Origin of the sequence: Brevibacillus fluminis, assembly GCF_052072235.1 — a bacterium.
Lineage (GTDB): Bacteria > Bacillota > Bacilli > Brevibacillales > Brevibacillaceae > Brevibacillus_D > Brevibacillus_D fluminis_A.
The window spans coordinates 205,935-230,000 of record NZ_CM125436.1 but is presented as its reverse complement, the minus strand read 5'-3'; the positions used below and the strand labels follow the sequence as shown (position 1 = coordinate 230,000).

The following is a 24,066-nucleotide window of genomic DNA, read 5'->3' as shown; positions in this document are numbered from 1 at the left end:
GAGATCTCCACCGGGTGACCGTAGACAAAAGTAGGTTGAATCAGGGTCTCTTCCACCTTTTGCTCGAAGAACTCATTCACCACGTGGCCAAATTGGTGATGCGGCTCCACCTTGATGCCATGCTCTTTCGCCAAAGCACGAGCTTCCTCGTCGCTCATATGCGCCCAGAAATCAACGCCCGTTTGTTCTTTGATCAAATCAACCATGTGGGCACGGCGCCATTGCGGAGTCAAATCAACAATTTTGCCTTGGTATTCCACTTTGGTCGTTCCAAGCACTTCCTCGGCAATATGGGCAACCATATTTTCAACCAGGACCATGATATCGCGGTAATCAGCGTATGCTTGATAAAGTTCAATCATTGTGAACTCTGGATTATGTCGAGTTGAAATCCCCTCATTACGATACACGCGGCCAATCTCATACACTTTTTCCAATCCGCCGACAATCAGGCGTTTCAAGTGCAATTCGATTGCAATACGCATATACAGTTGCATATCCAACGCATTGTGGTGCGTGATGAACGGGCGAGCCGCTGCACCACCTGCGATCGCATGCAGTGTTGGCGTCTCTACTTCCAAGAAGCCCATGCTATCGAGATAACGACGCATAGAAGTCAAAATGCGGCTGCGAGTCATAAACGTTTCCCGCACCTCTGGATTCACAATCAAATCAACATAACGTTTGCGGTAACGAATCTCGACGTCTTTCAGACCATGGTATTTTTCCGGCAACGGACGCAGCGATTTGGTCAGGAACGTAAACTGCTTCGCCTTTACGCTCAATTCACCGGTTTTTGTTTTGAACACGACGCCGGTGATCCCGATCAAGTCGCCGATGTCGCTCATATCGAACAGCTTGTACGCGTCTTCACCCACAGCATCTTGGCGAACATAGATTTGAATTTGGCCACTGCGGTCGAGCAGCTGGGCAAAGCTCGCTTTCCCCATCTCGCGCTTCGCCATCAAACGACCAGCCAGCGTAACAGTCGCATCTGCCGCTTCCAGTTCCTCTTTCGTTTTATCAGCAAATTGAGCAATAACATCCTTAGCGTGATGTGTTTGCTCAAATTTCTGACCAAATGGGTCAAGACCCGCTTGGCGGATGCGCTCCATTTTGTCATGTCTTACTTGAAGAAGCTCATGCAAGCCTTCTTCCTGGGTTTCCTCTTGCAACAACTCTTCGTCTCTGTTCATCTTCCCTGTCACTCCTTGGCATTCCTTGGTAAACAACTAATGATAGCGAGATGGCGTACCTAAGAGTTTCCAGAGGTACGCCGCGCATAAATTACAACTTAATATCCAAGATTTCGTACTGAAGCGTTCCCGCTGGAGCATGAACCTCAACGGTCGTTCCCTTCGATTTGCCAAGCAGCGCTTGCCCTACCGGGGATTCGTTGGAGATCTTGTTTTCCATCGGATTGGATTCAGCAGACCCGACGATCGTGTACTCAACCACGTCGCCAAACTCAATATCTTTCAGGGATACCGTCGATCCCACGCTCACCACATTGGTATCCACGTCTTCATTGGTGATGATGCGCGCATTGCGCAGCATTTTTTCCAGCGTAATGATGCGCCCCTCGATGAAGGCCTGCTCATTCTTGGCTTCTTCGTATTCGGAGTTTTCGCTGATATCGCCAAAGCTGATCGCTTCTTTAATCCGAGCGGCCACTTCTTTGCGTTTGACCGTCTTCAAGTCTTCCAGTTCTTGCTCAAGCTTGGATAAACCTTCTGGTGTCAGAATCACTTCTTTTTCAGACATTGTACTATTCCCCCGTTTATATAAATTCGTAATCCCCTACAAAAAGTAAAAGGATTATATGTATATGTCTTGCAGAATATACAATTGTTAGTGAAACGTTTTCACGCCGGAAAACAAGTGAAGGCTACAAGTTCCATCATAGCTAAAGCTGCCAGTCACCCCGGCAGCTCCACTACGATAATACGCTGTATTATAGGATATGAAGGTATCCTTGTCAATGTTTGGATTCCCTTAGTAATTGACGACATCTTCGGTTTGGGCTTCCGTCGATTCGACAAAATCATCGCCATGCGCTTCTACCCATTCGACGTAATCATAGAGCGCTTTCCGCAGCTCCGCTTCCGTTTCCACCGCGTTGATTATGTTTTTGGTATGGGTCGAGCCTCTCAGCCCTTTCAAATACCAGGCTGCGTGTTTGCGCATCTCCAACACGCCCACGCGCGGCCCTTTCAACGCGATCAGACGCTCCGCGTGCAGCAGACAAATCTCGATCTTTTCACGCGGTGTCGGATCAGGCAAAAGCTCGCCTTTTGTCAAATATTGAATCGTGCGGTACAGCATCCACGGATTCCCCAACGCAGCGCGCCCGATCATGACACCGTCACAACCAGTCGTATCCAGCATGCGACGCGCATCCTCAGGTGTTGCCACATCGCCGTTACCGATTACCGGAATCGAAACCGACTCCTTCACACGGCGAATCCAATCCCAATCCGCTTTCCCTTTATACATTTGCACGCGTGTCCGCCCATGCACAGCAATCGCTTTGCCGCCTGCACGTTCTACCGCCTGCGCATTTTCGATCGCATACAGATGGTTGTCGTCCCAGCCCAAGCGCATTTTCACCGTGATTGGTTTATCGACCGCGTCGACCACGCTGGACACGACCTCATAAATTTTGTTCGGATCAAGCAGCAGGCGCGCACCGGCATCACAGCTCGTGATTTTCGGCACAGGACAGCCCATATTAATGTCGATAATGTCCGCATTGGTGTTCTCGGACACAAACTTGGCAGCCTCCACCAATGTTTCCTTGTCACCGCCAAAAATTTGCAGACTCAACGGTTTTTCCCGCTCGTCGACAAATAACATGTCCATCGTTTTTTTATTCCCGTGCACGATCCCTTTATCGCTTACCATTTCCGCACAGACCAACCCTGTACCGAACTCTTTGGCAATCAAACGGAACGCCGGGTTGCAAACGCCAGCCATCGGAGCCAGCACGACGTTGTTTTTTAATTCAATGTCACCGATTTTCATTGTATATAAATCCTCCTGCAGTAAGCCTGGAAGTTCTGATTCGAGCAAAGACGTATCATTTATTAGTTATAGCACATAATTCTTCATAATCGACCTGTAAAGTGATGGCGATTTTGCGCAGGATCGATTCGGCCGGCTTCCGTGTGCCTCGCTCCAGAGCGCCGACAACCGACAGCGAAACGCCCATCTCCTCCGCCAGCGATTGCTGTGTATAACCCTTCAATTTTCGAAATGAGCGGATCCGGTTTCCAAGTTGAGAGTTCCCCATCTGCGTACCCCTTTTCGATCATTTGCCTGTTCCAACCATTGTTTCAGTGATTTTCCCTTTATGATGAATTTTGTCTGATCACAGATGTCGTTTAGCGGCACTAAAACAAACGCGCGGCCTGTCATTTCTGGATGCGGGATGTGAAGATGAGGAAGCGCCACGCTTTCTTCCCCATACAGCAAAATGTCAATATCGATCGACCGCGGTCCCCAGCGGATGATCCTCACGCGCCCCAGCTCCTGTTCGAGCTGCAGCACGGATTGAAGCAACGCTTCGGGCGAAAGGGACGTCTCGATTGCCACCGCCATATTGAGGAAGGCAGCTTGATCGGTGTAGCCGACCGGATCGGTCTCATACACCGCAGAAAGGTCAACGACACTGATCCCTTCGATCGCTTGCAGCCCTTTGACCGCCTCCAGCAAGTTTTGTTCACGCTCGCCGATATTTGTCCCCAGCGCAAGATAAGCTCGTACTGCCATAGCCGATCAGGATCCTTTCCGCCGTGTCCGCACCATTTCGATCGCGACCGCCTCGTAATGCCCATTGATCGGCGGGTTCGGTTTGGTCACCTTCACTTTTACTTCCTCAAATGGAAATTGCTCGAGCAGCCGATCCGCAATGGTTGACGTCAACGCTTCGACCAATTTATAGCGCTCTTTTTCGACAATATGCGCTACCAAATTGAAAATGTCGGCGTAGTTGACCGTATCGTTCAAATCGTCGCTTCTGCCGGCTTTGGATAAATCGAGCGAAACCTCGAGGTCCACGTAAAACCGTTGCCCCAACTGTGCCTCCGCCTCAAATACACCGTGATAGCCGTAGAACGACATTTTTTCAAAATAGATTTTATCCATGTGTGGTTCCTCCCTTAAGCATCGCATCCATCATGACGCAGAGCCGCTTCATTTCCTTCACATCATGAATGCGCATGATATGACAGCCCTTTGCGACTCCGAGCGCTACGGTAGCTGCGGTCCCTTCCAGCCGCTCTTCGGGAGGCAGATCGAGCACTCGTCCAATCATGGACTTTCGCGATGTTCCGAGCAACACGGGATACCCGAGTGCGACGATATCGTCGAGGCGGCGCATCGTTTCCAGGTTCTGCTCATGCGATTTAACGAAGCCGATGCCCGGATCGAGAATGATGTTTTCGGCTTTCACACCTGCCTCGAAAGCGATCCGTACAGACTCGCGCAAATCAGCGACCAGTTCGGTAAAGAAGTCATTGTATTCACGGTTTTCGCGATTGTGCATAAGGATGATCGGAACTTCGTGCTTTGCCGCCACAGGGGCCATCTGTTTGTCGTACTTCGCTCCCCACACGTCGTTGATGATGTGGGCTCCTGCCTCGATCGCCCGATCCGCCACCTCCGCCTTGTAGGTGTCGATCGAGATCGGGATTTGATAGGCCCTGGACAAAGCTGTGATAATCGGAATGACCCGCTCCAGCTCTTCCTCCGCGCTGACGGAAACGTGGCCCGGACGTGTCGATTCCCCGCCGATATCGATGATGTCAGCACCAGCGTCAATCATCTCTTTTGCATGCGCCAGCGCGCGCTCGATATCGTTGAACCGCCCGCCGTCCGAAAACGAATCCGGCGTCATGTTCAAAATCCCCATCACCAGCGTGCGATCCCCTAACGGAAGGCGGTGCGGGCCGCAGACAAGCTCTTTTCTGCGCTTTAACGTTTCCTGCCGGTGCAAAAGCTCTTCAATCTCGCCAACAAGCTGCTTGAAACCAAATGGCTGATTGCACAACGCCCGCAGCGCGGCAAACAACTGCTCTCTGGTTGCAACAATCAATACGCTTGATTCGGCGATTTCCAACGCAGGCACGTTTCTGTGCACCACACAGTCCCCGCCAATTGCCAGCAATTCCTGCTTCAGCATGAGCGCGGCTTGCAGCGAAACGTTCTCCAAACGGATGTGCAGCATTTCTGCTTTCGATGCCATCGCATTCATGACGCTGGGATCTGACCCGATCTTATTCATCTCAGCGACAATCTGCTCGTGTGTCGTGGTGTGAATCATGTACGGATTATGCTTCATCGTTCGAACTCCTTGCTAATATTGTGGTTAGCATACCACAATTGCCCATTCAATTCTACCGATCCACCCTGCTCGTATCTGCTCGTTTCCACACAAAAACCCGGCGTTTGGCCGGGCTTTTCGCAAGTAGTGCCATCGCCTGTTCAGACCCGCTTTGTTCCTTCATTGGCGGTCTGCGCAAGCGCAGGTGCATTGTCTTTGTCGTCTTGTTCGTCTTTGGTCAGGTCTTTGGCAGCAGCTTTAAACTCCGTCAACGTGCGGCCGAATGCGCGGCCGATCTCCGGAAGCTTGCTTGGGCCAAACACAATCAGCGCGATCATCAGGATCAAAATCAGCCCGGGAATACCGATACTGGATAACATACCATCGTCACTTCCTTCCACTAAGTTGAGAGATACGAGCAGCTTGGGATGACATTACCTTATTGATACCCGATGGCTCTCGAAACCATACGCTGGAAACGGAAAAAAGAGGCCTCCGCCTTTACGGCAGAACCCTCTCGATACGCTCTGTTCATTAGCTGTGTGCCTTTTCTTTTGCATAATGCGCCAAAAAGTTCGCCAGCAGTTGTTTTCCATGCTCTGTGATAATGGATTCCGGGTGGAACTGAACCCCTTCAATCGGATACTCCCGATGGCGAATGGCCATGATTTCCCCTTCCGCTGTCCGCGCCGATACTTCCAGCTCAGCCGGCAAGCTGTCCGGCTCGACAATCAGCGAATGGTAGCGCGCCACGACAAACGGCGACGGAATGCCTTTGAAAATCGTCTTTTGGTCATGGAAAACACTCGATGTTTTACCGTGCATTAACCGCTCGGCCCGAACAACGTTGCCCCCAAACGCCTGCCCGATGGACTGATGTCCCAGGCACACGCCCAAAATCGGGATTTTTCCCGCAAAATGCTTGATGGCTTCCAGGCTGATGCCCGCCTCATTGGGGGTGCACGGCCCTGGTGAAATCATCAAATAATCCGGATTCAACCGCTCAATCTCTGCGATCGTCACCTTGTCATTGCGGAAGACCTTCAGCTCTTCCCCAAGCTCGCCTACAAACTGCACGAGATTGTAGGTGAATGAATCATAATTGTCGATCATCACAATCATGCTCAGCTCTCCCTTTCTCTTCTATACTCGGCTCATCTCACTCAGTATATCATACCAGGCACAATTAATCTTCAAATTGGAACAACGGTGTAGAGAGGTAACGTTCGCCATTGCTCGGAATCACGACGACGACCTTTTTGCCTTTGCCCAAACGTTTCGCCACTTGCAATGCTGCATGAATGGCTGCACCCGAGGAAATCCCGACCAGAACACCTTCCTCGCGTGCGACGCGGCGTGCCACCTCAAACGCTTCTTCATTTTCTACCTTAATGATCTCATCATAAACTTGCGTATCCAACGTATCCGGAACGAAGCCGGCACCGATGCCTTGAATTTTGTGCGGACCTGGTTTGCCGCCGGACAATACCGGGGAAGCCGCAGGTTCCACTGCGATTACTTTTACCTCAGGGAACGCTTCTTTCAGCACCTGTCCAGCGCCTGTGATCGTCCCGCCTGTGCCGATGCCGGAAATGAACGCGTCAATGCCGCCGAGTTCTTTTGCTTGCTGCACGATCTCAGGACCGGTTGTCAGGCGATGCACCTCAGGGTTTGCCGGATTTTTGAACTGCTGCGGAATGAAGTAGGAATCGTTTTCGCGGGCGATTTCTTCCGCTTTGCGGATCGCTCCTCCCATGCCCTCTGCGCCTGGTGTCAAAATCAATTCAGCACCGTACGCGCGCAGCAAATTGCGGCGCTCCAAGCTCATGGTGTCAGGCATGACAAGAATCGCGCGATAGCCTTTCGCAGCAGCAACCATCGCCAAACCGATCCCGGTGTTTCCACTGGTTGGCTCGATGATGGTATCGCCTTCCTTCAAACGACCTTCGCGTTCCGCCGCTTCGATCATGGAAAGCGCGATCCGGTCTTTCACGCTGCTGCCCGGATTGAAAAACTCCAGCTTCAAATAAATATCAGCAATATCTTCAGTTGCAACACGGTTCAGTTTTACTAGCGGGGTGGAACCAATTAATTCGGTAATCGATTGAGCAACTCGCATATTTCCCGTCCTCCTCAATACCAAGTAAAATGCTAGGTTTTATTGGCATTATTATAGCAGACTATATTCAGAAACGTCAATTATTTCTTCAAGGCGATTCCTGCGTCTTACATGGACTGAAGAATTTGCTCCAGCTGCTTTTTGTCATAGTGATAGCGCTCGTTGCAGAAGTGGCAATGAATCTCGGCAGACTCCTGCTCGTCGATCATGTTTTGGATTTCTTCTTTCCCCAGCGTGATCAGCATATTGCTCACTTTCTCTTCCGAACACGTGCACGAGAACGTTATGTCCATCCGCTCGTGGATATTCGGCTCATCGACGATCTTGGCGATAATCTCTTCCGGCGTCAGCCCCTCGCCGATCATACGCGATACTTGCGGCAGCCCGGAAACGCGCTCTTCGATCAGCGCCACGACATCATCGGTCGTGCCCGGGAGCAATTGCAAAATGAAACCGCCGGAAGCCAGCACCGAGCGGTCGTCCGGGTTCACCAGCACACCGACGCCGACAGCTGACGGCGTTTGCTCGGATGCTACGAAATAGTACGTGAAGTCATCGCCGATTTCCCCGGAGACAATAGGCACGCTGCCTTGATACGGTTCGCGCAGGCCGAGGTCTTTAATCACGTACAAAAATCCGTCCATTCCTACCGCACGGCGCACGTCGAGTTTTCCTTTCTCATTCAGTTCGAAATGAACATGCGGATTGGTTACGTATGCACGCGCTTCTCCCTTTGCATTCGCTTCCGCGATGATTTGGCCAATCGGGCCGCCTCCCTTAATTTTCACGGAAAGCGATTCGTCTCCTTTGAGCATCGCTCCCATCATGGTTGTAGCCGTCAGCGTGCGTCCCATCGCTGCAGTTGCTGTGTTCCACATATCATGACGCTTTCTGATTTCCTCTACAATATGTGTCGTGCGCGCGGCAAACACGCGAACGTTGCCTCCAAAACCGGTTGCCCGTACCATGTAGTCTTTCACGGTGCAATCCTCCCTTTCTTTGTTGCCCAATAAGTTGTATTCGCGTTTAGTGTACCACAAAACAGGAATCACGCCGAACGCAAGCGGCACCTCTGTACAGTTGCGGCATGGGTCTGCCTTTACAAAAAAAGCCACACGATACGCTCGTGTGGCCGTCATTTCTTCAAGTATATGCCCGCAAATCAAGATAGATATTCCTTTAACTGGCGGGAGCCTTTTTGGTTTCGCAAGCGATCGATCGTTGTCGCTTCGATCTGGCGAATCCGCTCACGAGTAAGCCCGAACATTTTGCCAACCTCTTCAAGCGTGTAGATCTGGTCATCGTAGAGGCCGTAGCGCATGGCGATAATCTCTTGTGCCCGCGGATTCAGCCGGGCCAGCGCTGCCAGCATCTGCGTTTTCAGATCCACTTTTTCAACGTGGTCTTCAATGGAGGTTTCGCCGTCATCAACGACCTCTGCATAGCTTAACAGCTCCTCATCGCGTTGGATGTCGTCAAAACAATCATACAATTGTTCATCCAACGACTCCATCCGCATCATGATCGCAGCCTCGATCGCATCGACCTTTTCCAAAGGAATATCGAGCGACTCCGCAAGCTCGTTGCGGTCGGGGTAACGATGCAGCAAATTGGCCAGTTGCATGACACGCTTCTGGTATTGGCGAATCTGTTCGTGCATGTGCACGGGAATGCGAATCAAGCGTCCCTTATCGCTGATCGACCGGGTGATGGCTTGTGAAATCCACCAGTGTGAATAGTGGTAAAGCCGCACGCCTCTGTTTACGTCAAATTTATCGATTGCCGTAAATAAGCCGAACGTTCCTTCTTGAATCAAATCAAGAAAAGGCATGCCCTTTTTCAAGTGACGAAGTGCTGTGCTGACGACGTAACGCAAATAAGCACGTACCAACCGATCGCGTGCATCCAGGTCACCGTCGTGTTGATAACGAATCAAGCACTCCATTTCTTCATCTTTTTCCATCATGGGCGTCGCAGCTACCTCTTCCAAAAAGAGCAGGACAGAAGTATCCGACTTCAGCGACTTGGGGACGACTATGCCCAATATGGTTTCAACATTCCGCCAACGACGGGGTGAAGATTCAAAAGAGGAGTGGCTCACGTTCATCTGCAACCCTCGCTTCACTAGAAGTATAGCTGATGCAGGAAGTTACTCGTTCTTACTTACAGCGTATTTCGACAAAAAGAAATGGATTCCTTCTCAATTTACAGAATATTAACAAGAGGATAAATAGATGATTGCTGGTAACCCACCCATAAAAATGAAAACAAGGCTCCTTTTGCGTTTATCAGGGCCTTGTTCGTTCATTTTTTATTGATAGACATGGCAGGCGACAAAATGTTTAGGTGCCACCTCCTGCCAAATCGGCTTCTGCTGCGCGCAAATGTCCTTCGCGACTGGACAGCGCGTGCGAAACACGCAACCGCTTGGCGGATTAATCGGGCTCGGTACATCGCCTTCCAGAATGATACGCTCCCGGCTAAGCTCCAAGTCCGGATCAGGCATCGGAATGGCCGACAACAAGGCTTGCGTATACGGATGCTTGGGGTTGTCGTACAGCTGTTCACTTTCAGACAGCTCCACCAGATTGCCCAAATACATGACGCCGATGCGATCGCTGATATGCTTGACCATCGCCAAATCGTGCGCGATAAACAGATAGGTCAAATTTTTCTCGTGCTGCAGCTTTTTCATCAAATTGACCACTTGCGCCTGTACGGACACGTCCAAAGCAGAGATCGGCTCATCGGCGATAATGAACTCAGGATTCACAGCAAGAGCGCGGGCGATTCCGATCCGCTGGCGCTGCCCGCCGCTGAACTCATGCGGAAAACGGTTGGCGTGTTCCTTCTGGAGACCGACCATTTCGAGCAGCTCGATGACACGCTCCACCCTTTGCTTTCCTTTATATAGGCCATTGAGCGCCATACCTTCGGCGATGATTTCCGTCACGTTCATCCGCGGGTTTAACGACGCGTACGGGTCCTGGAAAATCATTTGCATTTTGCTGGTCAGCTTCTGCTTTTGCGCGCCTTTCGCTTTGTGCACATTTTGCCCGTCAAACAAAACCTCGCCTGCTGTCGGTCCGTACAGTCCAATGATCGTGCGTCCGGTAGTGGATTTTCCGCACCCGGATTCGCCCACCAGCCCAAGGGTTTCTCCTTGATAAATATTGAACGATACATCGTCGGTCGCTTTTAATAGTTGATCTTTTCCCAAGTTAAAGTGCTTTTTGAGGTTTTTCACCTCGACGAGCTTCTTCTTTTGCACCCGGCCAAACCTCCTGCTGTATTTCGATTTACCAATATCTCCGTGAGATCACATGTTCCTTCTCCAGCTTGTAGCCTGTCAAATTGACGATTTCAATGCTGGAGCGCGAATCAGGCGAATGGATCATCTGATTGTTCCCATAGTAAATGCCTACGTGGTGGACTCTTCCTTTTCCTTCTTCATGCGCGAAAAACAGCAGGTCGCCTGGCTGAAGCTCGCTTTTTTCCACCCATTGTCCGTCCTGCGCCTGATCGACTGCATCGCGCGGGATTTGGATGCCCACGGAACGGTGCATGTTGTAGGCAAAGCCGGAGCAATCATAGCCATAGGAGGACATGCCGCCCCACAAATAGTGCAGGTTGAGGAACCGTTTGCCCGATTCGACAATCGCTTCGCCGCGGTTGCCTTTTATGTCCACAGGACGGTTTGCGTGGACGATCGCCATATCCTCACGTCTCAAAAAGCCTTCACCATCCGTTGTCGCGACTTTGACCCAACCGCCATTTTCCGCCAGAATCGGCAACCGAGTCAAAAACGCAAGTTCAATGCCCGGCTGCCCGGCCGCATTGTGCAAGCGAGCAAACGATGCCGTCACCAGGGCCATCCGCTGTCCGTCCTGCACATCGAATGCATCATTCCATGCTGCCAACTGACGGGTTGGCACCCACCCCGGGTAACCTCGCTCATCTTTCCGGCACTGCTGATCAGGGATCAGGATATGCGCCCATTCCCCTTGCTCTTCCATAATTTCGACACGAGTGCCGTACAACGCTTGCGTTTGAATCGCGTTATTGTCATAAAATCCGAGCTTTTCCTCAACCGACAGGGAATCCAGCCACCCTCTCACATCAACAGGGTTGGTTAACGCGGCCTGATCCTGTTCCAACGGTTTCTCCGGATTTGTCCAGACGGTCGCTACGGATACTGCGATGATCGCTGTTTTCATTTTTTCAACACTCCTCTACACGTTTACCGAGCGGATGCCCAAGCCCGGCAAATCAGGCAATGTCATTAAGCGCCCATCATAGCGCACACCGCCATCCACAACATCGTTCAACAGCATGAGCGGCGCGTCAAAATCAAAGCGAGTGATGTTTTTCTTGCTCGCGGCAAAATGCGCTGCGGCCGTGACTGACAAGCGCGATTCGATCATGCAGCCTACCATGCATGGAACGCCGCACTCTTCCGCCATTTGGTTGATCAGCTGCGCCTTGAAAATCCCGCCGGATTTCATCAACTTGATATTGATCAAATCGGCAGCTCTCGTATGCAGGATCTCAAATGCTTGCGCAGGAGAAAATACGCTCTCATCCGCCATAACCGGTGTATCAACGGCATGGGTGACGCGACGCAAACCTTCGATATCATGCGCTTTTACCGGTTGTTCCACCAGCTCGATGTCCAGACCCATGTCCTCCATTTTGCGGATCGAGCGGATTGCTTCTTTCATATCCCAGCCCTGATTGGCATCGAGGCGAATTTTCACCTGGTTGCCGACCGATTTGCGAATCTCCTGAATACGCAGAATGTCTTCGTCAATATTATCTTTGCCTACCTTGATTTTGAGTACGTTGAAGCCTTGCTTCAAGTATTCCGCAGCATCTTCCCCCATCTCCTTCGGAGAATTGACGCTTACGGTATAGTCGGTTTCCAATTGATTTTGGTAACCGCCCAGCAGCTGGTACAGCGGTAAATTGCAACGTTGTGCGATCAAATCGTACAAAGCCATATCTACGGCAGCTTTCGCACTGCTGTTGCCCACCATGGACTGGTGCAGCGTATGGAACACTTGCTCGTACGCCAGCAGGCTTTTGCCGATCAGCTGCGGCTTCATCGTATTGACAATTGCCGCCTCAATGCTTTCAATGCTGTCACCGGTTATCACGATCGTCGCGGGCGCTTCCCCCCACCCGACCATGCCATTGTCGCAGGTGATTTTGACAAGGATCGAATCGAGATTGTAAGCTGTGCGCAGGGCAGTTTTGAAAGGCTTCTTCAGCGGTACTGAAAACCGCTTTACCTCGATGTCCTGAATCATCATATTTGACTCCACCTTCACTTGCTCTTCTTGTATTAGATTACGCGCGAACACCGGATTCCTCCAATAGAAGAGATTTTTTATACGTATTCATTGTCCCCTGCGCCCCGATTGGGATTGCGAAATTAGGCGAGCAGTGCCCAATCAAAAATCCGCTTAGCACAGGCTTTCCAGCAGGCTGGATATGATCGATGAAAACTTGCTCAAGGCTTAACGTTTGGGAGCGTTTTCCCGCTTCGCAATTTTTGAAATCAGCCAGCAGAACACCAGCCGCATCGTCAAACTTGCCTGCCATCTTCAATTGGTTCAGCATGCGGTCGACGCGGTAAATATCTTCATCCACCTCTTCGATCAGCAGCAGCTTTCCTTTTGTATCGATCTCAAATTCCGTACCGATCCCGCTCGACAATAGCGAGAGGTTGCCGCCAACAATTTCGCCGGTTGCCTCACCCTCCACCAAAGTACGCAACGGTGAAATATCTTCCGTATAAGTGAACTTAATAGGCGCAAAAGCTTGCTCCAGCGTATCCAGCGTGAGGGGATGCACATCGTCTTGGCCAATATCGGAGCTAAGCATCGGACCGTGAAACGTAACCAAACCCGCTTTTTGATAAAACGCATTCAGCAAAAAGGTAATATCGCTGTATCCCCAGAAAATCTTCGGGTTCTGGCGGATCAGATCGTAATTGAGCATCGCTGCGATTCGACCTGTTCCATACCCGCCGCACGCGCAAAAAATCCCTTTAATCGCCGGGTTGGCAAACATTTGGTGCAGCTCATCCACCCGCTCTTGATCGGTTCCGCCCAGATAGCCGTGCTGCCGTGTAAGCGAGGTCCCGAATTCTACCCGTATGCCCCGTTGTTCAAACCATTTCGCCCCGCGCAGCCCTTTCTCCGCGTTTGGCCAGCTCGCTGGAGCCACGATACCGATTGTATCGCCCGCCTGCAACGCTGCTGGTTTCACCTTCATCGTCACGATTTTCACCTGATTTCATCGGTAATTTGGTAAAAAAAGGGGGAGAATCATTCACTAAACGCAAATGACTACCCCCGGCGCATTATTTTATTATTTTAAGTCAGCCCATTTCAGGTCCATATAGCCCAATGCATGGCGCACAATGCCTTCGACTTTGTCGCTTTGCAGGTATGTGCTGTTGTAGAAGTACAATGGGGCAATTGGCGCATCTTCAAACAGCGTTTTCTCCGCTTCATGCATCAGCTCGAAGCGTTTTTTGTTGTCCGGCTGGTTGTATGCATCCTTGATCAGCTTGTCGAATTTCGGGTTGCTCCAACCAGTACGGTTCATAGGGTTGCCTGTTTGGAAGCCATCGATAAAGTTGATCGGGTCACCGAAGTCAGGCAAGAAGGAAGAACGGGACAGCTGCAGTTGGAGTTTCTTCTGCTCGGCTGACAGCACTTTGCTCTCCATCTTCTGCATTTTGACTTCTACGCCGATGTTTTGTTTGAACATTTCTTGCAGAGCTTGCGCAACTTTCTCGTTCGTCGTGCCACTGGTATAGCTCAGCGTCACTTCCGGCAATTGTTTGTAGCCTTTTTCTTTCATGCCTTGTTCCAGCAATTTTTTGGCTTCCGCCGCATCGAACTTCACATAGTCGCCGCCAACTTGACGGAAATCGCCGCCTGCCGGATCAGCCATTCCTGGCGATACAAATGCAAAGGCTGGTTTTTGTTTCTTTTGCAGCACGTAATCAACCAATGTTTGGCGGTCGATCGCCATGCTGAACGCTTTGCGGATGTTTACATTGTCGAACGGCTCTTTCGTTACATTGAACCGGTAGAAAGAAGTACCCGCGCTGTCTTCAACCGTTACTTTATTGTCCTTGAACAATTGCTCTGCCATATCCGCTGGAACACCGGACGTGTGCAGCTCTTCGTTCTGGAACATTTGATATTCAGTGTTTTCATCATCGATCATTTTCCACGTCACGCCGTCAAGCTTGACGTTTGCAGCATCCCAGTAGTTCTCGTTTTTGACCATTTTCACTTCGCTGTCGTGTGTCCACTCGGTCAGCTTGAACGGTCCATTGCTCAAGATTGTTTTGGCATCCGCAGCCCATTTCGGATCTTTCTCTACGGTTGCTTTATGAACCGGGAAGAACGCCGGGTTGGAAACCATGTGAATGAGATAAGGTGCTGGGTAAGCCAATTTCACTTCCAATGTCTTGTCATCAAGCGCTTTGATTTTGACATCTTCCGCTTTGCCTTTGCCATTGCCGAACGCTTCTCCACCCTCAAACACATAGCCCAGGAAAGCTGCTGGGGATGCCGTTTTCGGATCTAACAGACGTTTCCATGCAAATTCGAAATCTTGAGCGGTAACAGGGTCACCATTCGACCACTTGATTCCGTCGCGCAAAATGAATGTGTAGGTTTTTCCGTCTTCGCTGACTTTCCATTCTTTCGCAGCCGCCGGCTCCGGATTGTTATCCTTGCCGAGACGAGTCATCCCTTCCATCATGTTGTTCAGGATGTCATACGAAATTTGGTCGAAACCGATTGGCGGGTCCAAAGAAGTCGGCTCTTTATAGTTGTTCAGGAGCAAAAGCTTTGCGTGTTGGTCTTGTGGTGTCGGGGTTTCTTTGGAACTGTCAGTTGGCGCTGGTGCCGCTTGATTGTTTTGCGCTGGTTCATTGGATGAACAGCCTACTGCTAACATGGAAGCTGCCAATGAAACGGAGAGCATGATCGCTGATCTTTTTTTCACTGAATGTTTCCCCCTTTTACATGTGTGTATATATGGAAGATGACGGGCGCCTGTGGCGACAGTTCATCCCTTCCTACAACCATTTTCTTACGAGCCAGTTTTGGTGAGCGACTGCAATGCCTTTTGAGCACGCGGGTCCTGCAGCCAACAAGTTACTTGATGAGTCGCTGTCACATCGGTCTGTTCAGGCTGATGCTTGCGGCACACTTCCAAGGCATAATCACAACGGGCCGCAAACGCGCATCCAACCGGCGGCGCGAACAAATCTGGCGGCGTTCCCGGAATAGGGCTCAGCGGAATGTTGCGATCCGCATCGAGGCGTGGCATCGAGGCGAGCAGCCCCTTTGTATATGGATGCTGCGGGTTGTAAAAAATTTCGCGAACCGGACCGGTTTCGACGACTTTCCCCGCATACATGACATTGACCCGGTCTGCGATTTTGGCTACTACACCCAAGTCATGTGTAATGATGATGATGGAGACGCCTGTTTTTTGCTGAATCGTTTTAAACAGGTCGATGATTTGCGCCTGAATCGTCACATCCAGTGCTGTCGTCGGCTCGTCGGCGATCAGGATGGACGGTTTGCAGACCAGCGCGATTGCGATCATGATGCGCTGTCGCATGCCGCCGCTGAATTGATACAAGTATTGTTTCAGCCGGCTTTCCGGATTCGCGATCCCGACCAGCTGCAAGATTTCGACCGCTTGGCGTTTCGCTTCGCTTCGCGATACTTTTTGATGGCGAATGATCCCTTCCATGATCTGCTCGCCGATGGACAGCGTAGGATTTAACGAGGTCATCGCATCCTGGAAAATCATCGAGATTTCAGATCCGCGCTTCGAACGCATTTCTTTTTCCGGGAGCGTAACCAGCTCCTCACCTTTGAACAAAATGCTGCCTTGCGTGATCTTGCCGACATGCTCAGGAATGAGCCGCATGATGCTGCGTGCAGTAACACTCTTGCCGCAGCCGGACTCCCCTACGATCGCGAGCGTCTCTCCTCGTTTCAAGGAAAAGTCAACACCGCGAACAGCCTTGATTTCGCCGCCATGTGTCTTGAAGGCGACGTGCAGCCCTTTTACTTCAAGCAAATTGTCCACGTGCGCTACCTCCTCTGCTTGGGATCGAATGCATCCCGTAATCCGTCACCGAGCACGTTAAATGCCAGCATGGTCAAAGAGATAAAAAACGCAGGGAAGAAAAGTCTCCACCAATGACCGGACAAGATCGTCGGCAATCCATCGTTCGCCATTACCCCCCAGCTGGCCATCGGCGCTTGAACGCCCAAGCCAAGGAAGCTTAGGAACGCTTCCGAGAAAATCGCCGTTGGGACAGACAGTGTAACGTAAACGATAATGATGCCGATTGTGTTAGGCAAAAGATGCTTGCGAATGATATAAAACGGCTTCGCACCCATTGTTTTGGCTGCAAGCACATATTCAGAGTTCTTCATTTGCAAAACCTGGCCGCGAACCGTCCGTGCCATCCCGATCCATCCAGTTGCGGATAACGCGACGATGATGGTCATCAATCCCGGCCCCATAACGACCATCAGCAGAATGACGACGAGCAGGTAAGGCAAGCCGTATAAGATATCAACGAAACGCATCATGAGATTGTCGACGCGTCCCCCCACATACCCGGCGATACCGCCGTATAAGATGCCGATAAAGAAATCGATCAACGCTGCCATCAGGCCGACGAACAAGGAGATTCGCGCTCCATACCACACGCGTGTAAACACGTCGCGTCCGAAATCGTCCGTTCCAAACCAGTTGGTTTCGGAAGGCGCCTTATTTTTGTTAATCACCGATTGTTTCGAATAGTCGTGCCCGGAAATCGCCGGACCGATCATGGCCATCGCTGCCAAAACGATGATGACAACCAATCCGACCAGTGCGAGCTTGTTCTTGCGGAGACGCATCCATGCTGCCTTCCAGTAGGATAGCTGCGGTCGCACAATCGCTTCGGCATTCAGGTCGTCTTTTTTCATGGGGATGAATAATTCATCTGAAACGATCATGCACCTAACTCTCCTTTCTGCTCAGTTTAATCCGTGGGTCAATGATGCCGTACAAAATATCGACCACGAACATCATCAAGATCAAGAATGCGCTATAAAATACGGTCGTTCCCATAATAACCGAGTAATCGCGGTTGTTGATACCCGCTACGAAAAATTTCCCCATTCCCGGGATCGCAAAAATCTTCTCGATGACAAAGCTTCCTGTCAAAACATTGGCGATGAGCGAACCGAGCAATGTAACTACCGGCAGAACCGCATTGCGCAATGCATGTTTCAAAATGATTTGAACCGGCGACAACCCTTTTGCACGAGCCGTCTCGATATATTCCTGCGTCAGAACCTCAAGCATATTGGTACGGGTAAGACGGGCAATAATAGCAATCGGACTAAAGGAAAGCGCCAATGCAGGCATGATGACATGCTTCCACGTACCCCATGTTGCGGTTGGCAGCAGCCCCCACTTTACAGCCAAATACTTGATCAATAACGTCGCGATGACAAAGCTCGGCACAGATATACCGATGACGGCGATGATCATGGCAACATAGTCGATAACTTGGTTATGCCGCAGTGCCGCGATTATGCCAAGCGCGATTCCCACCACGATAGCAAACAGAACGGAGACAATCCCTAATTGAAACGATACCGGGAATCCGCGGCCAATCATTTTATTAACGGAGTCAGATGCGTTTGCGATGGATGGCCCCAAATCAAACTGCACCAGTTTTTCTAAATAAAGACCATACTGTACCATCAGCGGCTTATCCAGATTGTAATAAGCCATCATGTTTTGAGCTACCTCATCGCTTAGCCCTTTCCCCTCTTTTTCAAAGGGAGAACCGGGAATCGCATGCATGAGGAAGAAAGTGAGTGTAACGATGAGCCAAAGCGTTACGATCAGAGAGATGAATCTACGGATGATAAATTGTAACAACAGTTTCCCTCCTTTACCAGTTTGCGCAGAAAGCAAAAACCCACCAAATGCGTTGAATCACTCGCATTTGCTGGGTTTTATTTACGCTGTATGCGAGGCATACGAATAAATAAAGCAGCTCTCTTATTCATTACAGTTCTGTTTTCTGCCGAGATGAGATAGCTAATTTGTACTTTTTCTGAGCATCTTTGTAGGCCACAATCAATGCCTTTTGGGAAGATCCAAAATATCGCGTCCGAATCTGGTTCTCCAATTCATCAGACGCCAAAATGGAATGGCCGACAAATATTGAACGAGTAAAATCGGAAGTTAATTGAACCGTGGCGGAACAACTTGCATCAACAATTTTGTTATTGGTGGTATCGACGACCAGTGCAATAAAAAAAGAACTAAATTGCTGCGTAATGGGATTGTTCGTAGATGATTGTGCATCTCCGATGACATAAATGGTATCTTTATCGTACAAGTTGGACTACCCCACTTCACATGCGTTTTACTTTGCGAGCAGACGGGGTGTTTGGAGAGTGAACCTCGAAACGACCGCTGATCGATAAAACGCTTTCTTACATATTAACAGAATAATTCGGCTCTTGTAAATAAGCCTAAGCACCGAAAAATCATTTATATCTGACATGGAACCCTGATATTACCATTTCAATTCCTCCACGCTCACAACAGGGAATGAATGGCCTGGCAGCAGCGGAAATAACGGCTGTTCATCTACATACCCGACCGCTACCAGCGATGGGCCGATCATCCGTTTCGGCGCTAATGACAACCGCTCGGCAGACTCGGTGGTGACGGTGATTTGCAGGACACCGCCTGACGGTTGTACCTGACTGTCGATCGCAACATTGTCTACGACCAGCTTGTTTCCCCTGTACGTCAAGGAAAGCTGTGTGTTTTTGCGCCACTGGGTAAAATCAATATAATAATGAAGAAAAGCGATTTGATCGGTGGTTACGCTTGTTTGATCAGGAATGAACACAGCGCCTTGTCGACGGTACCGTCCATTTTGTTCCATCCGGCGATCAAATCGACTCATTGCCTCCGCTTCCACCAAATCAATGATTCCTTCCGTCTTCAGCGCCTGGTCGATTGCCCAGGTTGCATCATGGTTGGCTAACTCCAGCAATGTTTTCACCTCTTGCTTCTTTTGCAGAGCCAAGTCGGTGTCAACAACGACCAAACCAAGCAGCAGGAAAAAGAGCAGCATGGAGGCGGTAAGTACATGTATGCCCGTACGAATGCCCTCCTATAAATCGTAATCCATCGTATTGATTGTACCGATCCTCATCACGTGAAGCGGCCTTTGCCACTGGGCAAAAAGCGTCGTAATGGAAGGGTACGGTATCTCCAGATTCAACTGAAACTCATCCTCATGGCTCCAGAGAACAGGGTCATTCATTTTGATTCGTGTAACGACAAGGGAGACATCATTTGCTTGCAGGCGTGAACGCTTCTGCACCAGCTCCTGTTGGATAAACGCGCTCACCTTGGCCTTTATTTCACCATCGTTTCTTCCACCGTGATTGCTGATGTATTTGGTTGCTGCCAAACTCAGTTCCAACAATTCATTTTCGGTTTGCAAAGCAGTATGAATTTGAACGATACCTAGCGGGACCAGCAGAAGGAGCATGATGCTTACGATCGTTGTGATTACTTGCCCCATCAGGCCGTACCAAAATGAGCCGCTGCTGAAAATAGCTTCGTGAAAAAACTCGTGCATGCCGTGAGCAAATTATCCGGCCCTTGTGTCAGCACATTCACTGTAAGCGGGGTAACAATCACCATAATGGCCAAAATCGATATTAACTTGGTCACAAGTCTACCACCCTTGATCAAAGTATTCGGAGGGGCGAGTGCCCGCAAAGCGAAACGTGGCCTCTCCCTCCACGAGCAGATTCATCCATTGCGATAGCTTTGACGGTTGAATCGACAAGGTTAGCGATACGTTTTCCGCCCTTTCTTTTCGAGCTCTGGTTGTTTCGCTCATCGGATAGCTTTCTGCAAAAAAGTCCGCTCCTGCCCCTGTCCATCCCCAATCCTGCATCTTGCGTCTGTAATAAGCTGCGAGGCTGCTGTCCAGATAGCCAATATCCTGCATGTCATCCAACAGATCAGTGTAGATGCCTCTGGCCAAGGAACGCTCCAAAGAATAAGTTTCCACACAGGCGATCGCTGAAAATACAAACACCATGACGCCAAGACAAATCAGGAATACCTTTAGCTTTGTCATCCACGCTCTTCTCCCGAAATTAGTGAAAAATCAGCGCCGTCGCCTTTTTGATGCGGATTTCTTGCCCTGCCGCCATTTGCGTTTCGACATCGGTTGACCAAAAAGAGAAGCATAGCGTGCAAACAAATGCGGTAATGATCAACAGGCTGATCAAATGGTTCATGACTAGCGGCTGGTGTATTGCGTTCCATTTTGTGTTGTGTACTTGATGCTTTCGCCTGTTGAATCGTAATTGAGAGATCCCACGGAACGATTGATATGGCTGGCCGATTCAGTAGCCGACGGGGATAGCTCATTGCCATAGCTGCTGACCCCGATCCCTAGTACCATTACGCAAGCAAGGAAGATAAAGAACATTTTTTTGGTTGATACCACTACATTCCGCTCGATGGCTTGTATTCAGTAGCGATGAGGGTTTCGGCTTCACGAGATACCTCTTCATTCCTTGCGATTCCTCGCGGACGGTTTGCAATTTGGTTTGCACGTTTGCACAAAAAGCAACGCCCTTCCATACCGGGAGGGCGTTTTACATTGGGGGAAACAACTTTTCATATGTTACGGTCGGGTCAAGGTCTTTTGCGGTGTTTAGAACTTTATCCAAAGTCTGCTTGCGTGAACTGTATCCCTTTTGACCAGCTAACGCATCGATGGTATTACGGTGAACCCCGCTTTTGCTCGCAAATTCTACAGAAGATTTTCCGATCGCGTCAAGCCACTTACCGAACGGTGTCCTGTATTTCCCCAAACCTTTATTTGCGCTCACTCATCCATCACCTCATCAACAGGATGGACAAACAATTCGAAATTTATTCTTTATCGTCACAGAGAATTGTGCATATTGGACAATCCGATCGGCATCTCATAGTTCCAAAGCCGATTCGCTGACCGGTTCGTTTACCGTGGCGGTACCGCGCACTCCAAAACGAACTGAAAAAAACCACTACTGCGGCGCTCGTCGCTGCACAGACACGTTCGGAATTGTCGCAACTGTTTCTACAAAACAACAAAGAGGTGGTGCGAGAACATGATCGTGGAAGTTTTCTCATCTGCTTTGCTGGGATCACTCGCCTTGTACGCAAAGTGGCGGATGGCCGGCATCTCAAACGACAGCGACAAGCTGCAACGAATTTTCGCGCTGACCGGCCTGAATGTCCGCGACAAGGATAAAACCTACACGGCGCAGCTGCTGAAGAAGGTAAATCACCAATGGGGCACCGAGTACCGGTACCGCATACCGCTTGGCCGGAGCTTTGAAGATTACCAGGCGAAACTGAAGCACATCCAGGACGGATTGAACACCAGGAAGACACTGATCAGCTTTTCTCTGGCTGATCTGAGATCGCTGGATTTATCAAAGCCGTTGATTGTCCAGTTGAAAGAGCTGCTCACAAAGAAAAAGACGTACCAGAAAGAAGTGGAGCTGTCATACGACGGACTGCTAAAGGTGAAAGTCTACAACAAGCACATGACCAGCATGCTGCGCTACAGCGACATCCAGCAGGCCGGAAACGGCTGGACGGTCCCTGTCGGCCAGATTCGGGAGGGGAACGCCATCATATGGCACGACTTCGAGCAAACGCCGCACATGGTTGTAGGCGGCGCGACGCGGTACGGCAAGAGCAACTTCCTCAACATGCTGATTAGCACGCTCATGAGCCAACAGCCGGAGAAAGTCCAGTTTACTTTGATAGACCTGAAGGGCGGTGTGGAGTTTTCCGACTTCCGCGACGCGAGGCAAGTCATCCATTACGCAGAAGAGCCAGAAGAGGCAGAAGCGGCGCTGGCAGCCGTAGTGGCAGAGATGAGAAGGAAACAACAGTATTTCAAGCAGCTCGGCGCGCGTAACGTTCAGGAAGCCCATGACGCAACCCGGCATTTCGTTATCATCGATGAGGTCGGCGAGCTGAACCCGGCAGAGGCCGTCACCAAATCCGAGAAAGAACTGAAAGAGCGCTGCCAGACCTACATGAGCCAGATCGCCAGGCTTGGCGCCGGACTTGGCTACCGGCAGATTCTCGCAACGCAGTATCCGACCGGTGACGTGATCCCGCGCCAGGCAAAACAAAACAGCGATGCGAAGCTATGCTTTCGTGTACAGAACGGCACCGCCTCTCGCGTCGTGCTTGATGAGACCGGGGCAGAAACCCTTCCGGAGATAAAAGGCCGCGCCATCTATCAGACGGCCGACAAGCGGCAGATCGTACAGACGCCGATGATCGACAGCAAAACAATACAACAGGCTGTAAAGCCGCATATTGTCATCAAGCCAAGAAGGGAGCAACGAGCTGATGAGAGCATTGGTCAACCGAGTGGAACGCCAGGAACAAATACTGAGCAGCCTGGACAGATTCGGTTTCATGAGTAGGTCACACCTTCAGAGATTGCACCGGCTTGGTGGCGATCGTAACGCCCAAAAAGTGATGCAGCAGCTACAAGAATACGTCTGTAGCTTCCGAGAACCGCGTTACGGTGCCGTTTACTACCTGAACCGAGAGGGACGTCAGATGATCGGCTCCACAAAACGGGTCCGCCGCACGTTGCAGACCACACACACGTTGATGCGAAACGACTTTTTCTTTCACGCTGGTTGCCCAGGCTATTGGAAAAATGAACTGAAGGTTTCGGTGGACGGAAAGGTAAAGGTCATTCCGGACGCAGTTTTCATGGCGAATAAGAGGTATCACTTCCTGGAAGTCGACAATACGCAGACCATGGCCGAGAACCGGTTGAAGATCGATCGCTACCGAGAGTTGCTGCAGACAGGACAGTTCCAGCGGCAGTACGGGTACTTCCCGATGCTCCATATCGTGACGGTGAGCAAAAACAGGATGGGTCGTTTTAAAGCCATGTGTGATGGGTTACCAGCACAAGTCTATTTGATCGACGACATCAAGTGAGGAGTGGTGACGATGGCAAGAGTAGAAACGATCAAGTTTCGGGATTTTATGGACGGTACGTGGCGGGAGAAAAGGAAGAATGCGGGCTTGGGGAGGATGACACTGGGCGGCGCGGTCGCAGCGCCCATAGCGATCATGCCGACAGGCTACACCAACACGGCAGTCGTCACCGCGACGGCTACAAACCTGGTCGCTGGCACGACGCTGCAGATATTGGCGCATGCACTGGACCCGGTCACGCAGATTCTAGTGGCGATCTCACTGCCGGTGGCGTCGATCGTGATCATTGGCGGATGCTTTTTCTTCATGTTTGGCCAGCCAGAACGCGCGTGGAGCACGATCTCCAACGCGGGGCTGGGGTACGTACTGATTCAGCTATCGCCGCTGTTCATCAAAGTTTTGGAGCAAGTTGGGAAAAGTTTTTAGAACCGTGGTCTCTCCGATAAAAAAAGGAACCGCCCCGACTTTACCGTGGCTGCTCTCAACCAGGAGC

General features: G+C 50.5%; 30 protein-coding genes (1 of these 30 cut by a window edge). 3 read left to right on the top strand and 27 right to left on the bottom strand.

Features of this window, described 5'->3' with window-relative positions; all coding sequences use genetic code 11:
• The 27 genes from lysS to ACTID9_RS01215 all read right to left on the bottom strand — a co-directional run.
• Nucleotides 1-1,196, bottom strand: partial view of a lysine--tRNA ligase gene (lysS, locus tag ACTID9_RS01345; protein WP_441069525.1) — the 5' portion only. Its footprint begins 331 nt before the window's first position; 1,196 of the gene's 1,527 nt are visible here — the first part of the coding sequence; the start codon lies at nt 1,194-1,196; its stop codon lies off the left edge, out of view.
• A gap of 91 nt (nt 1,197-1,287) precedes the next feature.
• Nucleotides 1,288-1,764 (bottom strand): transcription elongation factor GreA, encoded by a 477-nt coding sequence (gene greA / locus ACTID9_RS01340; RefSeq protein ID WP_122920329.1) that lies wholly within the window; start codon nt 1,762-1,764, stop codon nt 1,288-1,290.
• Between the two features lie 231 nt (nt 1,765-1,995).
• Nucleotides 1,996-3,024 (bottom strand): tRNA dihydrouridine synthase DusB, encoded by a 1,029-nt coding sequence (gene dusB / locus ACTID9_RS01335; protein ID WP_441069524.1) that lies wholly within the window; start codon nt 3,022-3,024, stop codon nt 1,996-1,998.
• A gap of 55 nt (nt 3,025-3,079) precedes the next feature.
• On the bottom strand, nt 3,080-3,292 hold the full coding sequence (locus ACTID9_RS01330; RefSeq protein WP_441069523.1) for a helix-turn-helix domain-containing protein: 213 nt from the start codon (nt 3,290-3,292) through the stop codon (nt 3,080-3,082).
• Nucleotides 3,244-3,771 (bottom strand): 2-amino-4-hydroxy-6-hydroxymethyldihydropteridine diphosphokinase, encoded by a 528-nt coding sequence (gene folK, locus ACTID9_RS01325; protein ID WP_441069522.1) that lies wholly within the window; start codon nt 3,769-3,771, stop codon nt 3,244-3,246. Before folK ends, ACTID9_RS01330 begins: the two co-directional genes overlap by 49 nt.
• Before the next feature lie 6 nt (nt 3,772-3,777).
• Nucleotides 3,778-4,146 carry a dihydroneopterin aldolase gene (gene folB, locus ACTID9_RS01320; RefSeq protein ID WP_441069521.1) on the bottom strand — a complete coding sequence of 123 codons (369 nt, stop codon included), beginning with the start codon at nt 4,144-4,146 and terminating at the stop codon, nt 3,778-3,780.
• A complete protein-coding gene (gene folP / locus ACTID9_RS01315; protein ID WP_441069520.1) occupies nt 4,139-5,341 on the bottom strand; it encodes a dihydropteroate synthase in 1,203 nt (400 codons plus the stop codon). The genes folB and folP overlap by 8 nt, the downstream gene beginning before the upstream one ends.
• A 143-nt stretch (nt 5,342-5,484) precedes the next feature.
• Nucleotides 5,485-5,703 (bottom strand): twin-arginine translocase TatA/TatE family subunit, encoded by a 219-nt coding sequence (locus ACTID9_RS01310; RefSeq protein ID WP_122920323.1) that lies wholly within the window; start codon nt 5,701-5,703, stop codon nt 5,485-5,487.
• Between the two features lie 154 nt (nt 5,704-5,857).
• Entirely contained in the window at nt 5,858-6,445 is a 588-nt protein-coding gene (gene pabA, locus ACTID9_RS01305) for an aminodeoxychorismate/anthranilate synthase component II (protein ID WP_441069519.1), read from the bottom strand.
• A gap of 64 nt (nt 6,446-6,509) precedes the next feature.
• Entirely contained in the window at nt 6,510-7,442 is a 933-nt protein-coding gene (cysK, locus tag ACTID9_RS01300) for a cysteine synthase A (RefSeq protein ID WP_441069518.1), read from the bottom strand.
• Between the two features lie 107 nt (nt 7,443-7,549).
• Entirely contained in the window at nt 7,550-8,422 is an 873-nt protein-coding gene (gene hslO / locus ACTID9_RS01295; protein ID WP_441069517.1) for an Hsp33 family molecular chaperone HslO, read from the bottom strand.
• Between the two features lie 182 nt (nt 8,423-8,604).
• Nucleotides 8,605-9,549 (bottom strand): sigma-70 family RNA polymerase sigma factor, encoded by a 945-nt coding sequence (locus ACTID9_RS01290; protein ID WP_441069516.1) that lies wholly within the window; start codon nt 9,547-9,549, stop codon nt 8,605-8,607.
• A gap of 204 nt (nt 9,550-9,753) precedes the next feature.
• Nucleotides 9,754-10,713: an ABC transporter ATP-binding protein gene (locus ACTID9_RS01285; protein ID WP_441069515.1), complete on the bottom strand. Its 960-nt coding sequence runs from the start codon at nt 10,711-10,713 to the stop codon at nt 9,754-9,756.
• Nucleotides 10,714-10,741: 28 nt separating this feature from the next.
• Nucleotides 10,742-11,659, bottom strand: coding sequence for a C40 family peptidase (locus ACTID9_RS01280; protein ID WP_441069513.1), 918 nt, complete (start codon nt 11,657-11,659; stop codon nt 10,742-10,744).
• A 15-nt stretch (nt 11,660-11,674) separates the two neighbouring features.
• The gene (locus ACTID9_RS01275; RefSeq protein ID WP_441069511.1) at nt 11,675-12,754 is read right to left on the bottom strand and encodes a mandelate racemase/muconate lactonizing enzyme family protein; all 1,080 of its coding nucleotides are present in this window, start codon (nt 12,752-12,754) and stop codon (nt 11,675-11,677) included.
• Nucleotides 12,755-12,791: 37 nt separating this feature from the next.
• Complete coding sequence (locus ACTID9_RS01270) at nt 12,792-13,721, bottom strand: S66 peptidase family protein (protein ID WP_441069509.1); 930 nt, start codon at nt 13,719-13,721, stop codon at nt 12,792-12,794.
• A gap of 96 nt (nt 13,722-13,817) precedes the next feature.
• Nucleotides 13,818-15,476, bottom strand: a complete 1,659-nt coding sequence (locus ACTID9_RS01265; RefSeq protein WP_441069507.1) for a peptide ABC transporter substrate-binding protein — start codon at nt 15,474-15,476, stop codon at nt 13,818-13,820.
• 87 nt (nt 15,477-15,563) lie between these two features.
• A complete protein-coding gene (locus tag ACTID9_RS01260) occupies nt 15,564-16,577 on the bottom strand; it encodes an ABC transporter ATP-binding protein (protein WP_441069505.1) in 1,014 nt (337 codons plus the stop codon).
• Between the two features lie 5 nt (nt 16,578-16,582).
• Nucleotides 16,583-17,500: an ABC transporter permease gene (locus tag ACTID9_RS01255; protein WP_441069503.1), complete on the bottom strand. Its 918-nt coding sequence runs from the start codon at nt 17,498-17,500 to the stop codon at nt 16,583-16,585.
• A 4-nt stretch (nt 17,501-17,504) separates the two neighbouring features.
• On the bottom strand, nt 17,505-18,437 hold the full coding sequence (locus ACTID9_RS01250) for an ABC transporter permease (RefSeq protein ID WP_441069501.1): 933 nt from the start codon (nt 18,435-18,437) through the stop codon (nt 17,505-17,507).
• 130 nt (nt 18,438-18,567) lie between these two features.
• Nucleotides 18,568-18,903, bottom strand: coding sequence for a DUF3870 domain-containing protein (locus ACTID9_RS01245; RefSeq protein ID WP_441069499.1), 336 nt, complete (start codon nt 18,901-18,903; stop codon nt 18,568-18,570).
• A 180-nt stretch (nt 18,904-19,083) separates the two neighbouring features.
• Complete coding sequence (locus tag ACTID9_RS01240; protein WP_441069497.1) at nt 19,084-19,653, bottom strand: hypothetical protein; 570 nt, start codon at nt 19,651-19,653, stop codon at nt 19,084-19,086.
• Nucleotides 19,654-19,692: 39 nt separating this feature from the next.
• Nucleotides 19,693-20,109: a hypothetical protein gene (locus tag ACTID9_RS01235; RefSeq protein WP_441069495.1), complete on the bottom strand. Its 417-nt coding sequence runs from the start codon at nt 20,107-20,109 to the stop codon at nt 19,693-19,695.
• Complete coding sequence (locus ACTID9_RS01230) at nt 20,109-20,261, bottom strand: hypothetical protein (protein WP_441069493.1); 153 nt, start codon at nt 20,259-20,261, stop codon at nt 20,109-20,111. Before ACTID9_RS01230 ends, ACTID9_RS01235 begins: the two co-directional genes overlap by 1 nt.
• A gap of 4 nt (nt 20,262-20,265) precedes the next feature.
• Nucleotides 20,266-20,676, bottom strand: coding sequence for a hypothetical protein (locus tag ACTID9_RS01225; RefSeq protein ID WP_441069491.1), 411 nt, complete (start codon nt 20,674-20,676; stop codon nt 20,266-20,268).
• 19 nt (nt 20,677-20,695) lie between these two features.
• Nucleotides 20,696-20,839 carry a hypothetical protein gene (locus ACTID9_RS01220; protein ID WP_441069489.1) on the bottom strand — a complete coding sequence of 48 codons (144 nt, stop codon included), beginning with the start codon at nt 20,837-20,839 and terminating at the stop codon, nt 20,696-20,698.
• 363 nt (nt 20,840-21,202) lie between these two features.
• Entirely contained in the window at nt 21,203-21,439 is a 237-nt protein-coding gene (locus ACTID9_RS01215) for a hypothetical protein (RefSeq protein WP_441069487.1), read from the bottom strand.
• Nucleotides 21,440-21,700: 261 nt separating this feature from the next.
• On the opposite strand from ACTID9_RS01215, the gene ACTID9_RS01210 reads away from it, so the two are divergent.
• From ACTID9_RS01210 to ACTID9_RS01200, 3 genes are read left to right on the top strand one after another with little or no spacing between them, the layout of a single operon-like run.
• Complete coding sequence (locus ACTID9_RS01210; protein WP_441069485.1) at nt 21,701-23,041, top strand: FtsK/SpoIIIE domain-containing protein; 1,341 nt, start codon at nt 21,701-21,703, stop codon at nt 23,039-23,041.
• Entirely contained in the window at nt 22,965-23,573 is a 609-nt protein-coding gene (locus ACTID9_RS01205; protein ID WP_441069483.1) for a replication-relaxation family protein, read from the top strand. The genes ACTID9_RS01210 and ACTID9_RS01205 overlap by 77 nt, the downstream gene beginning before the upstream one ends.
• Nucleotides 23,574-23,585: 12 nt before the next feature.
• Nucleotides 23,586-23,999, top strand: a complete 414-nt coding sequence (locus tag ACTID9_RS01200) for a hypothetical protein (RefSeq protein ID WP_441069481.1) — start codon at nt 23,586-23,588, stop codon at nt 23,997-23,999.
• The last annotated feature ends 67 nt before the right edge of the window (nt 24,000-24,066 follow it).